The 13,482-nt window shown below is 60.2% G+C and carries 12 protein-coding genes and 1 pseudogene; 12 read left to right on the forward strand and 1 reads right to left on the reverse strand.

The window, feature by feature from the left end:
* Both IVB13_RS22060 and IVB13_RS22065 read left to right on the forward strand, forming a co-directional pair.
* On the forward strand, window positions 1-428 hold a 428-nt coding region (locus IVB13_RS22060), incomplete at its 5' end, for a biotin/lipoyl-containing protein (RefSeq protein WP_247490464.1).
* Between the two features lie 110 nt (window positions 429-538).
* Window positions 539-727, forward strand: a pseudogene (locus tag IVB13_RS22065) (methylmalonyl-CoA mutase); the annotation flags it as partial.
* 487 nt (window positions 728-1,214) lie between these two features.
* On the opposite strand, the gene IVB13_RS22070 reads toward IVB13_RS22065, so the two are convergent.
* The gene (locus IVB13_RS22070) at window positions 1,215-1,685 is read right to left on the reverse strand and encodes a MarR family winged helix-turn-helix transcriptional regulator (RefSeq protein WP_038944656.1); all 471 of its coding nucleotides are present in this window, start codon (window positions 1,683-1,685) and stop codon (window positions 1,215-1,217) included.
* A 419-nt stretch (window positions 1,686-2,104) separates the two neighbouring features.
* Between IVB13_RS22070 and IVB13_RS22075 the strand changes: the two genes are divergently transcribed.
* The 10 genes from IVB13_RS22075 (at window position 2,105) to IVB13_RS22120 (ending at window position 13,476) form a co-directional block, all read left to right on the forward strand.
* Entirely contained in the window at window positions 2,105-4,363 is a 2,259-nt protein-coding gene (locus IVB13_RS22075) for a xanthine dehydrogenase family protein molybdopterin-binding subunit (protein ID WP_247385005.1), read from the forward strand.
* 16 nt (window positions 4,364-4,379) lie between these two features.
* Window positions 4,380-4,817, forward strand: coding sequence for an SRPBCC domain-containing protein (locus IVB13_RS22080; protein WP_231142519.1), 438 nt, complete (start codon window positions 4,380-4,382; stop codon window positions 4,815-4,817).
* 2 nt (window positions 4,818-4,819) lie between these two features.
* Window positions 4,820-5,689: an FAD binding domain-containing protein gene (locus IVB13_RS22085; protein WP_007594422.1), complete on the forward strand. Its 870-nt coding sequence runs from the start codon at window positions 4,820-4,822 to the stop codon at window positions 5,687-5,689.
* 1 nt (window position 5,690) lies between these two features.
* Window positions 5,691-6,194, forward strand: a complete 504-nt coding sequence (locus tag IVB13_RS22090; protein WP_007594419.1) for a (2Fe-2S)-binding protein — start codon at window positions 5,691-5,693, stop codon at window positions 6,192-6,194.
* 22 nt (window positions 6,195-6,216) lie between these two features.
* The gene (locus tag IVB13_RS22095) at window positions 6,217-7,428 is read left to right on the forward strand and encodes an FAD-dependent monooxygenase (RefSeq protein ID WP_247490467.1); all 1,212 of its coding nucleotides are present in this window, start codon (window positions 6,217-6,219) and stop codon (window positions 7,426-7,428) included.
* A 33-nt stretch (window positions 7,429-7,461) separates the two neighbouring features.
* Window positions 7,462-8,178 (forward strand): isochorismatase family protein, encoded by a 717-nt coding sequence (locus tag IVB13_RS22100; protein WP_247490468.1) that lies wholly within the window; start codon window positions 7,462-7,464, stop codon window positions 8,176-8,178.
* Window positions 8,175-9,065 carry an alpha/beta hydrolase gene (locus IVB13_RS22105; RefSeq protein WP_247384985.1) on the forward strand — a complete coding sequence of 297 codons (891 nt, stop codon included), beginning with the start codon at window positions 8,175-8,177 and terminating at the stop codon, window positions 9,063-9,065. The genes IVB13_RS22100 and IVB13_RS22105 overlap by 4 nt, the downstream gene beginning before the upstream one ends.
* Window positions 9,046-10,098 (forward strand): leucyl aminopeptidase, encoded by a 1,053-nt coding sequence (locus IVB13_RS22110; RefSeq protein WP_247384976.1) that lies wholly within the window; start codon window positions 9,046-9,048, stop codon window positions 10,096-10,098. Before IVB13_RS22105 ends, IVB13_RS22110 begins: the two co-directional genes overlap by 20 nt.
* A gap of 183 nt (window positions 10,099-10,281) precedes the next feature.
* Window positions 10,282-11,562: an MFS transporter gene (locus tag IVB13_RS22115; protein ID WP_247490470.1), complete on the forward strand. Its 1,281-nt coding sequence runs from the start codon at window positions 10,282-10,284 to the stop codon at window positions 11,560-11,562.
* A 225-nt stretch (window positions 11,563-11,787) separates the two neighbouring features.
* Window positions 11,788-13,476 carry a methyl-accepting chemotaxis protein gene (locus IVB13_RS22120; protein ID WP_247490472.1) on the forward strand — a complete coding sequence of 563 codons (1,689 nt, stop codon included), beginning with the start codon at window positions 11,788-11,790 and terminating at the stop codon, window positions 13,474-13,476.
* Window positions 13,477-13,482 lie beyond the last annotated feature (6 nt).

Raw genomic sequence — 13,482 nt, forward strand, 5'->3', positions numbered from 1 at the left:
AGACCGGCAATGCGCATCTGTTGCAGTCGCCGTGGAAGCCGGGCGATCCTGTCTGGCAGGGCACCATCGATGGCCACTTCGTCGCGGTGCAGGCGCGCCCGATCGCCAACGGCATCCGCCTCGCGCATCAGGGCGTCGAGGTGCCGGTCTATGTCTGGACCGAAGCGGAAGCGACCTCGGCGCGGCTGATGCCGGTGGCGATGGCCGCCGATACCGGCAAGAAGCTGCTTTGTCCGATGCCCGGGCTGATCGTCTCGATCGCGGTAACGGAGGGGCAGGAGGTCAAGGCCGGCGAGACGCTCGCGGTGGTCGAAGCCATGAAGATGCAGAACGTGCTCCGCGCCGAGCAGGACGGCACCGTGAAGAAGATCCACGCCAGTGCCGGTGCGACGCTCGCGGTCGACGCGCTGATTTTGGAGTTTTCCTGAATACCGCAAGAGGCGACCTGAGATGGGCAGCCTGACTGCAGGAATTCCGGTTACTTCCAGGCAGAAGTCATGTTGGGCAGCTCGGCGTCACTTGGGATTAGGTGGACTTGATGAAAACCGAACGGTTGGCATTGGCATCGGGCTTTGCGCCTGCTTCACGCCAGGACTGGCACAAGCTGGTTGATGGCGTGCTAAAGGGAGCGCCGTTCGAAAAGCTGATTGGTAGGACGTACGACGACTTGAGAATCGAGCCGATTTATCTCCGCGCGAAAGACATTGCACTAGTCGACGGGCGGGCAGCCCCTCGGGTCACTAGCACGATTCATTCAGCGCGCAGAGTCATGGAATAGATACTCTCGACGCAACGGGGACCGGCAGTCATCCCTTGGCAGGAGATTCGGATCTCTGAATTGCAAAGGCGGGTACGGCGGTGCGGGCATTGCGAGATCGGAGCCGGGCGATGAAATGAACCGGACGCGTGGAGCCTGGTGATCGGGACCTTCCAAGTCTCGCGCGCGCTCTTTATCGTGCTGTCGAAATCGTACGACCCGTCAAATGCCGGAAACGGTGCGGAGAGATGCCGACTTCAGCACAAAATGCGGTCTGACATGTACGATAGTATTGCTGCCGGAGGTCGTTCGTTAGGTTTCTAAGATCGAATTCCGCATTCGGCGTCTGCGAAAGATTTGCGATCTTTCGTTTTCCTCCCTCTACTCGGCCCGGCGCGATCGCCGGGCCCTTTTTCTCGGCTGCTGACGATATCTAGTGCCGCTCGAAGCCGGTTGATCAGCGTCGTATGATCTTCTTCAAGATTTCGGTGAGCGCTCGAAATTCATCTTGGGTCAGCGGAGCGAATGTCTCGCCGGAAATCTCGCCAATAGTTTCAATCGCTGCGTCCGCTATCCGTCTTCCCTTCTCGGTCAAATCTATCTCGCGTCGCCGCGGATCCAGAGGGTCTTTGGAGCTCTTGATGAGGCCGCGAGATTTCAGGCGATTGATAACGCCGGTGATGGTCGCCGAATCATAATGAATTAGCCGTCCTAAGTGGTTTTGCGAGCAAGGGCCTACCTCCTTCAATTTCGCTAGCGTCGAGAATTGGGGCCCCGTTAATTCTTCAATCATCTTAGCGGCAAAGATGGACGTGTGAGTACGGAGCGCGACTCGCAACAAAAAGCCCGGTGCGTCATCCAGCCGGTACGAATCTATAGCTTCTTTCACTTTCCCGGCCGCGCGCGGCTTTGTCTTGGGTTGCACCACTTTTTGCTTCCTTGCCGTAGGTTGCCTCAGTTCAAGAAATACAGGCCTCAAGCTCCGAAGGTCTCCGGTGCCGGCCGATTGTCTACATTTCCCGACCTAGGAAATCCATCTTTGTTCGACTTCATTCTGTTTAATGCGATTTGCTTCGTTGAGAGCCCCGGAAGTGGCTCGCTTCGATGCGTCCGTCGTTCGCATATCGAAATCCGCTCCGCCTAAGAGGCAAACCCATTCTCGCACGCGCTGGGCTAGACCGATTCGCTCCGGCTTGCCTCCGATCACGGGAAGAGAACATCTAATACTTGCAAGCAAGTGCAGCACTTGCATACAAGTGATAAATGTTGTAGTGTCCTAAGATTGCTCCCCGGACCTTGGCTTCACGCCTTACGGACCGGCGCACCAAAGTACCATCGGATTTGCGTATGTCGGCGATTGACAACATGAGTTCCGTTCGGCCCGACCTGATCGAAAAGGTTACGGGCCGCGCCGAGTACGTTACCGACCTGACGGTTCCGGGGATGCTGCATGGGTTTGTGGTTCGCTCGCCAGCCATTCATGCCCGCATCGCTTCTATCGATTCGAGCGTTGCACGGGCCATGGACGGCGTTGTGGACGTGCTGATCGGCGAAGACGTCGCCTCGTTCGGTAACTGGGGCGTTGTGCTTAAAGACCGGCCGATCATTGCGACCGACCGCGTGAGATATGTGGGCGAACCCGTCGCCGTGGTGATCGCGGAGACAATCGAGATCGCAGAAAACGCCGCAGAACTAGTCGATGTGGGATACGATGACCTTCCGCGCGCAACGACCATCCAGGAAGCCCTGGCGGAAGAAGCGCCGCTCATCCACGAGCGCCATGAAAATCTGGAAGACTTTTATTTTAAGGGCGGCGCCCGGCCGACCCAGAACACCAACATTTTCCACACTTACCGGAACAACGTCGGAGACGTTGACGCGGCGGAGGCGACCGCAGCGTATATCCACGAAGATCGCTTCACCTTCCCGGCCATTTCTCACTTCGCAATGGAGCCGCATGCGGTCATTGCGGATTTCCAGCGGGACTCTCTGACGGTTTGGGCAGGTGCACAAACGCCGACCGCTGTTCAGAAAGTGCTATCGCGCCTCTTCGGGCTGCAACTGGCCAAGGTCCGGGTGATCGTTCCGTTTGTCGGCGGAGGGTTTGGCGGCAAGGCCTCGGTGAAGATTGAGCCTTTGGTCGCCGCTGCTTCGTGGAAGGTGCAACGCCCGGTCCGGATTGCCCAATCCATAGCTGAATCGATGCTCACGTGCAGAAGGTTGGGCGCCGACATCACGATTCGAACGGCTGTGGACGCCAACGGACGGATCCTCGCCAAGAGCGCCAAACTGCTGCTCGATGGCGGGGCATATTCCGACACAGGCTCGGCCGTCGCCACTAAAGCGGCAAATCGCATCATGGGCCCCTACGCGGTGCCCAATCTGCGTCTTGAGGCCTGCGCGGTCTACACGAACACCGTTCCAGGTGCGGCGTTCCGCTCGATCGGGGGGCCGCAAGCTGTTTGGGCCAAAGAATCGCACATGGATAATGTCGCGGCGGCAATCGGCATGGATCCGTCCGAGTTTCGGTTGCGGAATTTGGCGTCCCGCGGTGAGCGCATCCGCCCCGATTTGCGGGCGTTCGATATGGATATGAGTGAGCTGATGGGCCGAGTGACCCAGTCGTTCGCATCGGAGGTGAAGGCCTCCAACCGGCAAGCGCGCGGATTGGCAGTCGCCGCGACCGATCCGGCCAATACGCCGATTAGTAACGCGATCGTACGCCTCAAGATCGACGGGTCGATCCTCGTTTCGGTCTCCAGCATTGAAGTCGGCCAGGGCGCGCACGCGACCATGGCGCGCATCGCATCGCAGACCTTGAAGCAGCCAGCCTCCGCGGTAACCGTCTTGCGCACCGATACGGCCGTCGCCCCTTACGACTGGGGCACAGGCGCAAGCCGATCGACCGTGGTCGTCGGCCTTTCCGTCGAGAATGCCGCACTCGACGCAGCCGATCAGATACTCGAAATGGTTGCTGATGTTTGGGAGCTTCCCCGGGAGAACCTCTCGCTTGTTGAGGGCGGTGTCACGACCGGATCCGAGGTTCTCACTTACCACCAGATTTTTCACCGCACGCTGGGTGTCGATTCGGGAGAGGTCATCGGCCGCGGCGCGATTACGCCACGCTCGAAGAAGGGCGCCCTGGTTGAGTCCCCTCTGTTCTGGGAGACTTCCGCGGGCCTCGCTGAAATCATTGTCGATGAAGACACCGGCGAGATCCATGTCACCCGATATGCCAGCGCCGCTGACGTCGGCCGCGTGATCAATCGCGTTGCGGCGGAAGGGCAGGACGAGGGGGCTGCAATCATGGGCCTCGGACACGCACTTTATGAAGTGCTGGAGTTCGAGGATGGCCAGCCGGTCAATGCGACGCCGATCGATTATTCGATACCGCGCATCTCCGACGTTCCCCCCGTGTTTGACATCATCCTTGTCGAAAACGGCGACGGTCCCGGTCCAGGCGGCGCCAAGGGAATGGGCGAGGGAGCGATCCTTCCGGTCGCGCCCGCGATCGCCAATGCGCTGTTCTCCGCCTACGGCATTCGGATCACCGAGCTGCCAATGACGCCCGAAAAGGTATGGCGCGCCCTGCAGAAGAGGAACTGAATTCATGGAATTCAATATGTCGATGGTGGTGCCCGCGACGCCGGCGGAGCTTTGGAGCACGCTGATCGACGTCCCTCGCATATCGGGTTGCATCCCCGGCTGCGAAAACGTCGAGGAAATCGAGCGGCTTGCAACTTACAAAGCGACCGTCAAACAGAAGATCGGCCCGTTCAAGGTCGAGGTCCCGGCCGACATCATCGTTGAATCGATAACGGAGCCGTCTCACGTCCGCACGCGCGCCACGGGCCGCGACAAGATCACCGGGACGAGGCTGGCGGTTGTTCTCGACGTGACTGTGACGCCGGAAGGGGCGGGGTCCACATTCGCCGTGGACGCGAAGGTCGACGTGCAAGGTCGCCTCGCGACTATGGGGTTCGGCGTCATCAAGCGTCGCGTCGATCAGAACTTCGAGGAGTTCGAGAAGCGGCTCAAAGAAATGTTGGGCGCGACCTGATCATGCTGCCTTCACCCTTCGCATTCGAGAGGCCTTCGACGATTGCCGGCGCCGTACGTGCGGTCGGAAAGTCCGGTGACGGCATGTTCTACTCCGGCGGAACCGAATTGCTACTGGCGTTGAAGTTGCGCGTCATCCATACGGACCGGCTCATCGACATTAAGGGAATCAACGGACTTGACCGCATTGCTCTGAACGATGCGAATGACATCGAACTCGGTGCGCGCTGTACGCACAACAAGATCGCCAATGATCCTGTTATTCGCGCGCATGTGCCGGCGCTGTCCTCGCTCTGTGCCAACGTTGCGAACATCAGGATCCGCAGCGTTGGAACGATCGGAGGCAATCTGTGCTTCGGAGAGCCCCACGCCGATCCGCTGACTATGCTCGCGGCCTTGGACGCACGGCTGGTGCTTATTGGCCCCAGCGGTACGCGTGTCGTTCACGCTGACGATTTCATCCGAAGTGAGCTGGAAACGGTGCGGGAGCCGGATGAGCTTCTGACAGTCATTGCGTTTTCGCGCCCTACCGGACCGGTGACCTATCGGCGGTTCAAGCATGGTGAGAGGCCCTCGGTGAATGTCGCGATGGCTTGGTCGCTGGGCCCCAGCGGAAGGACGATCAGAAGCGCCCGCGTGCGGGTCGGAGCGCTCGGTTCGCGACCTCAGCCTTTGAAGGCCATCGAAGATGTCCTCCAGGGCATATCCGTCGCTGAAGTCCGCCCGGCGATCGAGGCGGTGCTCCCGACGGCGCTGGGCGAGTTGGAAGTCAACGAGGATCGGCATGGCGGCGCCGAATATAAGCGGCACCTTGCAGGTGTCTTGCTTCTGCGAAACGCGGACGAGGCGATCGCCGCAGCCGGGAGCGCGTGAAATGACACATGTGCTGCCCATTTCGTTCTCGCTGAACGGCCAGGCGATCGCGATCGACGTTCCTGCCCATACGCTATTGATCGACCTGATCCGGGATCGCCTTGGCCTGAAGGGGACGAAGCGCTCCTGTGACATGGAGGTGTGCGGCGCCTGCACCGTTCTGCTCGACGGTGAGCCGATCTCGAGTTGCACCACGCTCGCCGTCGATGTCGATCAGCGGGAGGTCACGACGATCGAGGGCGTAACGCCGCCCGAGGGCCTATCGCGGATTCAGAAGGCGTTCGTGCTTCACGGCGGCCTTCAGTGCGGCTTCTGCACGCCGGGCTTCATTATGGCTGTCACAGCGTTGCTGAAGGCGACGCCGCACCCGACTGACGAAGAAATCCGTCACTACCTGCACGGCAACCTCTGCCGCTGCACCGGATACACCAAGATTGTCGAGGCCGTAAGGAGCCTTGCCGCCGAGCAAGTCTCCGAAGACGCCGCCGAGCCCGTCGCAAGATAGCGCAATGTCGTTTGGAGATATCATGATTCTTGAACAGGTCAGTAAATCGAGTGTGTTCATTGCCGGCGCCGGCATCGGCGGCTTGGCGATGGCGCTTTCGCTGCTTCGTCGCGGCATCGATTGTGACGTATTTGAGCAAGCGTCCGAGTTGCGCGAGGTCGGAGCCGGCCTTTGGATCTCCATGAACGGCGTGCGCGTTCTTCGGGATCTCGGCCTCACCGAACAGGTCGAGCAGAACTGCATCGCGGCCGAGCGACGCTCGATCCGGCTCTGGAACACCGGTGATAGGTGGCCCCTCTACAACCGCAGCTCCGACGCGGCGCGCAATCAGCCCTATCTGCTGCTCCGTGCTCACCTGCTGAAGATTCTCGTCGACGGCGTGCGCGAGTTGAAGCCGGGCGCCATTCATCTGAGCGCCCACGTTGTCGGGTTCAGTCAAGACGACGAAGGGGTTCGGGCCAAGCTTGCTGATGGCTCCGAAGTCGAAGGACGCGCGCTGATCGGCGCTGACGGTGCGCATTCGAAGGTCCGCCTTGGCCTCATCGGCAACATCGAGAGCGAGTACACGAAGGCCATCGCCTGGCGTGGTCTCGTGCCCGTCGACCGCCTTGCGCGGCATCAGCGCGAAACCGAGGTGGCAACCTGGATCGGACCCACCGCTCATGTCACTGCCTATCCGGTCCGTTGGCAGAACACCGTCATGATGACCTTTTCGGGCCAGGTCGACCATGACGACTGGCTCCTCGAATCCTGGTCGGAGAAGGGTTCTGTCGAGGAATGCCTGAAGGACTTCAAGGGCTGGCATCCGGACATCATCGAACTGGTCGGGAATGTGGATACCCTGAACAAGTGGGGACTGTTCGTGCGGCCGTCGCTGGGTACGTGGTCGAAGGGATGCGTCACCCTGCTCGGCGACGCCTGCCATTCGATGCTGCCGTACCTCGGGCAGGGCGTGAACATGGCCCTGGAGGATGCATCCGTCCTCGCCCGTTGCTTCGAGGAGAATCCCGATGACATCGCGGCGGTATTCAAGACGTATCAGGGCCTGCGGCTCGATCGCACCACCAAGGTCGCAAAGTCGGCGGCCGGCATGCTGCCGATCTTTCATAACCAGGCGCTGTGCAAGCCGGAGACAGCGGGTGACTACATCAAGACCCAGTGGGCACCGGACGCGACGGCTGCGCGATACGATTGGATCTACCAGTACGACGCGGCCACCGCGCCGCTTCACTGACATGCTCACGATTGTGACCTCTGGAGCACAACAGTGACTGGCACCAGGCACCCCTGGGACGACGTGATACCGCTGGACGAGCGCGAAACCTATGCCCTCGCAGGGCTGGGTGGTGCGGCGGGATTCGGCAGACGACCGGCGTTGCTGGTCATCGACGTGCAGTATCGTTCGGTCGGCGACCGGCCGATGCCGATCCGCGACGCGATCAAGCAATACCCCACCAGCTGCGGCGAGGCCGGTTGGCATGCGATCGCACACATCGCCGAATTGGTGCTGCTGTTTCGCGAGAAAGAACGGCCGGTGATTTTCCCGCATGTCGCGCGGAAGGTAGGCCAGGACCAGGGCGCGTTCTCCGCGAAGATCCCGGGTATCATGCGGATCCCGTCCGAGGGCTACGACTTCGTCCGAGAGGTGGCTCCGGAGCCCGGCGAGTTGCTGCTGCCGAAAACTCAGGCAAGCGCGTTCTTCGGCACTCCGCTTGCGACCTATCTGATCGGTGCCGGCGTCGACTCGCTGGTGGTGACCGGCTGCACGACCAGCGGCTGCGTGCGGGCTTCGGTTGTGGATGCGTGCGCGCTGAACTTCAAGTCAATTGTGCCGAGCGATGCGGTCTACGACCGCTCGCCGACGTCTCACGCCGTCAACCTGTTCGATATCGCCAGCAAATACGCGAATGTCATGCCGACGCAGGTCGCCATCGAGCGGCTTCGCGCGCTGTCGGATGACCACACAAAGGAACAGCAGACGTGAGCGGCGCCGCGGCATCCGGATTGCTTTACGGCGCCAATGTGCACGCCAACGGCATTCGGCAGCATTATTTGCGGTTCGGCGGGACCGGGCCGGAGATCATCATTGTCCCTGGCATCTCGACGACTGCGGCGCAATGGGCCTTCATCGCAGAACGCCTGTGCTCCGGACACGACGTTTTCGTGCTCGATGTCCGCGGTCGCGGCCTTTCCGAAAGCGGCCCGCATCTCAATTATTCGCTCGACGCATGCGCATCCGACCTCATCGGGTTCGCTGAAGCGCTTGGAATGGGCCCTTATACGCTGCTGGGCCACTCGATGGGCGGCCGCATCGGAATCCGCGCCGCGCGTTGGCGGCCATCGTCCATGGACCAACTGATACTGGTCGATCCGCCGGTCTCCGGTCCCGGACGCCGCGCCTATCCGATTCCGGTCGAACCGCTTCTCAAATTGCTTCAAAGCGCGAAGCGCGGAGAAGCTGACGCTGCGCTACGGAGCCCCTCTGCTCCGCGGTGGCCCGAGCTGCACATCCGCACTCGGGCCGAGTGGATGCATACCTGCGACGAGCGTGCTCTCATCGAGAGCCATAAAGGCTTTCATGACGATGATATCCACCGCGACCTCGCCCATCTCGGCGTTCCCACCGCATTGATCGTCGCCGGGCGGGGAGGGGTCATTCGACCCGAAGATGAAGCGGAAATTCGCGGATTGCTGCCGTCGATCGCGATCAGGACGCTGGAAAGCGCGGGTCACCAAATGCAGATCGACGATACCGAGGGCTTCATTTCGATCGTCGAAGAGCTTCTAGCGCGACCACGCGATCGGTTCGACGGCCGCGTGTCTACGTTCGGCAAACAGGAGATCAGTGAAGATGTCTCGACAAATCGTTGATGTTGAAATGCTCGAGCTCTTCAAGGCCGAGCTGACACTCTGCAAGGTGAAGAAGGGCGAAGTCGTTGCGGTCCTGAGCGGCGGCGAGGATCAGCAGGAATACGCCCAGGCCTTCATGCTGGCCGCGCAGAGCCTCGGCGCAACGACCTTTCATCTCAACGTGCCCAAATACAGCCAGGGCAAGGTCGCAGGCCTGCAGGGCCGGCATGCGCTCACGGGCAACCAGCCGGCGATCGATACGCTCAAGCGCGTGGACATGGTGATCGATCTCCTGGGGTTGCTGTTCTCTCGCGAGCAAGCCGAAATTCAGGAAGCGGGCACGCGCATCTTGCGCGTGATGGAGCCGTTCCACATCCTCAAGAAGATGTTCCCGACCGAAGATCTGCGCCGGCGAACGGAGCTTTCTCGAACCCTCCTCCAGTCGGCCAGCAAAATGCGGATCACGTCGCCCGGCGGAACGGACGTAACTTATGGCCTGAAGCAATACCCGGTCATTTCCGAATACGGATACACGGATGAGCCCGGGCGCTGGGATCATTTCCCGTCAGGCTTTGCCTTCACTCAGGCGACCGATGGCGACGTCAACGGCACGGTCGTGCTGATGCCCGGTGACATCCTCTGCGCGTTCAAGCGTTACATCCAGTCGCCGGTCACGCTGACCGTGAAGGGCGGTTATATCGTCGACCTCAAGGGCGAGGGCACCGACGCGCTCCTCATCAAAAACTATATCGACAGTTTCGGCGATCCGCGCGGCTGGGCGATCTCGCATATCGGCTGGGGATCGAACGAGCGTGCTACCTGGCACCACATCGCGGCCTCCCAGGTAGTCGCGTCGGAGCACATCATGAATGCGCTTTCCTTCTACGGGAACGTCCTGTTCTCGACGGGTCCGAACACAGAGCTCGGCGGTACGAATGACACGCCGTGTCATTTGGACATCCCGCTTCGCGGCTGCAGCCTGTGGCTCGACGATATCCACATCCTCGACAAGGGCGACTTTGCTTATCCGGAATTGAGAGCGCCGGGCCGCTAGGCCCCCGCGCATCAAAATCTGTGCCCGGAGCCGCATTTGCGACGCCCAACGACGCGGAAAGCGTTTCGATAACGACCATCAATTGTCCAGTTCTCTCAACGGGAAGCGCACCACATGTCTACGGCGATCGGAACTTCGGAAGATTACACGGCGAGGCAACGGTATTCGATTATGAGCTCGGCGATGCTGGGCTACATTCTCGACTTCTACGACGTTCTGATCTTTCCGTTTCTTTTGCCCGCGATCCAACGGTCGATGTCGCTATCGTTGACCGAGGTCGGTTCACTGCAAGCTCTGACATTGTTCGGATCGGCCATTGGCGGCGCGCTGTTTGGCATCGTTGGTGATCGACTTGGCCGAAAGACCTCGCTTCAACTCACAATCGCGCTGTTCTCGGTTGCCGCGATCATTTCGGCCTTCGCATGGAATTACTGGTCGCTTGCCGTGCTGCGGTTGATCACCGGCATCGGTCTTGGCGGCGAGTATGGCGTAGGCATGGTGCTCTTCAACGAGGCCTGGAAAAAGAGCAGCCGAGGTTTGGGCGCGGCTGCGCTCCAAGGCTGTGCCGTGATCGCGTCATCCACGGCTTCAATCGTTGGCATCTGGCTGATTGCGACGTTCAGCGACGAGTGGAGCTGGCGCATCGGCCTACTGAGTGGCGGTGTGCCCATCCTGCTGATCATCTTCATTCGTTTCTTTATGCCTGAATCCAAGATCTGGCTGGAGTATGAGGCGCAACGCAAGGCCAGTCAGGTCACCGCAGAAGCCCGCACACTTCCCCTTGCGGATCTCTTCCGCAATGGGCTGGCACGGCAGACCGTCATCGCCTTCGTATGGCTGATGAGCTACATGCTCTGCTACTACAGCGTCGTCTCCTTTATTCCGACACTGCTGCTGCGCGATATGCATACGCCAGGTGATGTCGTTCGCACGACAGCCGTTCTGCTCTCGGTGGTCAGCGGCATTTGCTACCTCGCGAACGGCTTTTTCAATGACAGGGCTGGCCGCCGCTTCGGAGCCCTCGTGCCCGCGCTGTTCTGGGTCGGGTCTTTGGTCGGTATGGCTGTGTGGGGGAGCCAGCTCTACGTGGGATCGAAGACTGAGTGGCCGATGTTCTGGCTCTACATCGGCTTCGGCATTGGCAACGTCGCGCTGGGTGTGACGGGCGTCTGGATCTCGGAACTCTATCCGGTCAACCTGCGTGCGACAGCGGTGTCTACATTCTATATGGGAGGTCGCGGGCTCGGCAGCATAGCCCCTGTGATCGTGCCACTTGCGGCCGCCCATTTCGGCGGAAGCCTTCTCAACGGCATGGTTGCGGTGGCCCTTCCCGCTGCGGCCGTCTTCATTCTCGCCTCACTTTTGCTGCCCGAGACCCTCGGCCGGGATTTGTCCGCGAAGGGCTTCAAGGTCGACACGGAAACGGAGGCCACGATGAAGGCTGCGTCGGTGTCGAGCGTTTGACGCTGGTGGAAGGGCTTGACCGGCGAGATGAGGGTTGTCGACCTGCTCATCTCGTCGATGCATGCGCAGTGGAAAGGAGCTGGCACTCCGTCGTCCGATCCTGGTCAACATGGCGCAAGTGTTGGCCGACTTGTAGCGGCTGTAACGAAACCTAAACCGATCACTTGTATACAAGCAATAATCTATGCGCCTGAGCCCGCCGGGCAGTTGCCTTGGAGACGTTCCTTGAAATCACTCAATAACATGCCGATCACTCCCAAGATCAGCATTCTAGTTGCGATCTCGATGCTGGGCCTCTTCTCAGCTGGATTGCTTGCGGGCTATTTGATGCAGAAGGAAATGATCAATTCGCGTGTCGAACAGACCCGCGCCATCGTCGAGATCGCCAAGAACTTTGCATTAGGCTTGCAGAAGCAAGTCGAGGCAGGCCAACTCACCAAAGAGGCTGCAATTGCTGAATTTTCCCGCCGTGCTCAGACGATGACGTATGACAAGGGCGCGGGCTATATTTTTGCAAATACGATGGAAGGTGTCGCGGTCGCCTCTCAGGATCCAAAGACAATTGGGGTCAATCGTCTTGACGGCAAGACCAACGGACGTGCGCTGATCCGCGAACTGCGGGACGGCGTGGCGGCGAACGGCGATGTCGTGCTGCGTTACGAGTTTATGAGGCCCGGCGAAAAGGAGCCGATCAGGAAGTTGTCCTACGCGGTAGGCATTCCCGGATGGGACATGTTCGTCGGTTCCGGCGCGTATCTGGATGATCTTGATGCCAAGCTGCAACCGATCATGTGGTCGCTCGGGGGTGCCATCATCGTGATCGGACTGGTCTCGGGTGTCATCGCCTGGTTCCTCGGCCGCAGCATCACTAAACCGTTGGCAGCACTTGGCAGGTGCATGGGGCGGCTCGCTGACGGCGAACTCGAACAGGACATTCCAGGTGTAGGTCGGAAAGATGAGATCGGCGCAATGGCCGCGACCGTCCAAGTGTTCAAAGACAACACGATTCGTATTCGGGGGCTGGAGCTGGTCGAGGCCGAAGCTCAACGTCGCACGGCTGCCGAGCGCCGTGCCACCTTGGAGAGCATTGCGAATGATTTTGAGCAAAGCGTCGATGGCATCGTTCGTGCGGTCGCCGCTTCAGCCGCCGATATGCAGGGCACAGCGGATATTATGACCACGACCGCCAGCGATGCCAGTCTGCGCGCGTCCACCGTCGACGCTGCGTCAGAAAAAGCGTCCGGGAACGTCGAAATGGTAGCCGCCGCCGCCGAGGAATTATCTGCGTCGGTAAGGGAGATATCGCAACAGGTGTTGCAGTCGACCGAGGTCGCGCGCCAAGCTGTTGGTGACGCTGAGCGCACAAACGCTACGGTGCAGGTCCTGGCAAGCGGAGCCGAAAAGATCGGCGAAGTTGTTCAACTCATCCATAGTATCGCCACGCAGACCAATCTCCTTGCCCTCAACGCGACGATCGAAGCGGCACGTGCCGGCGACGCCGGACGCGGATTTGCTGTCGTGGCAGCCGAGGTTAAAGCGCTTGCCAATCAGACGGCAAAGGCAACGGAGGAGATCTCCGCGCAGGTCGAGACCATGCAGGCAACTACAAACGACGCAGTTCTCGCCATCAACGGAATTACGCAAACGATCGTCAGGATGAGTGACATCACGCTGAGCATTTCCTCCGCGGTCGAAGAGCAGAGTGCTATGACAAGCGAAATTGCGCGCAACATCCAGTCCGTCGCCGCGGGTTCCAACGAAATCAGAGTGCATATAGGCAACGTCAGCACCGCAGCGGCCGCCACCGGCACAGCAGCCGGCGAGGTTCTCACTAATGCGCGTGGGTTGGAGAATCAGTCGGATATGCTGCGTACGGCGGTAGACCAATTTCTGACCAAAATGCGAGCCGCCTGACCGGAC

This window comes from Bradyrhizobium sp. 17 (genome assembly GCF_023073515.1).
Taxonomy (GTDB): Bacteria; Pseudomonadota; Alphaproteobacteria; order Rhizobiales; family Xanthobacteraceae; genus Bradyrhizobium; species Bradyrhizobium canariense_D.

Bases quoted from the DNA above. Each gene is read 5' to 3' on its own strand.
- IVB13_RS22075 (WP_247385005.1), top strand. From the start codon at position 2,105: ATGTCGGCGATTGACAACATGAGTTCCGTTCGGCCCGACCTGATCGAA.
- IVB13_RS22080 (WP_231142519.1), top strand. From the start codon at position 4,380: ATGTCGATGGTGGTGCCCGCGACGCCGGCGGAGCTTTGGAGCACGCTG.
- IVB13_RS22085 (WP_007594422.1), top strand. From the start codon at position 4,820: ATGCTGCCTTCACCCTTCGCATTCGAGAGGCCTTCGACGATTGCCGGC.
- IVB13_RS22090 (WP_007594419.1), top strand. From the start codon at position 5,691: ATGACACATGTGCTGCCCATTTCGTTCTCGCTGAACGGCCAGGCGATC.
- IVB13_RS22095 (WP_247490467.1), top strand. From the start codon at position 6,217: ATGATTCTTGAACAGGTCAGTAAATCGAGTGTGTTCATTGCCGGCGCC.
- IVB13_RS22110 (WP_247384976.1), top strand. From the start codon at position 9,046: ATGTCTCGACAAATCGTTGATGTTGAAATGCTCGAGCTCTTCAAGGCC.
- IVB13_RS22115 (WP_247490470.1), top strand. From the start codon at position 10,282: ATGCTGGGCTACATTCTCGACTTCTACGACGTTCTGATCTTTCCGTTT.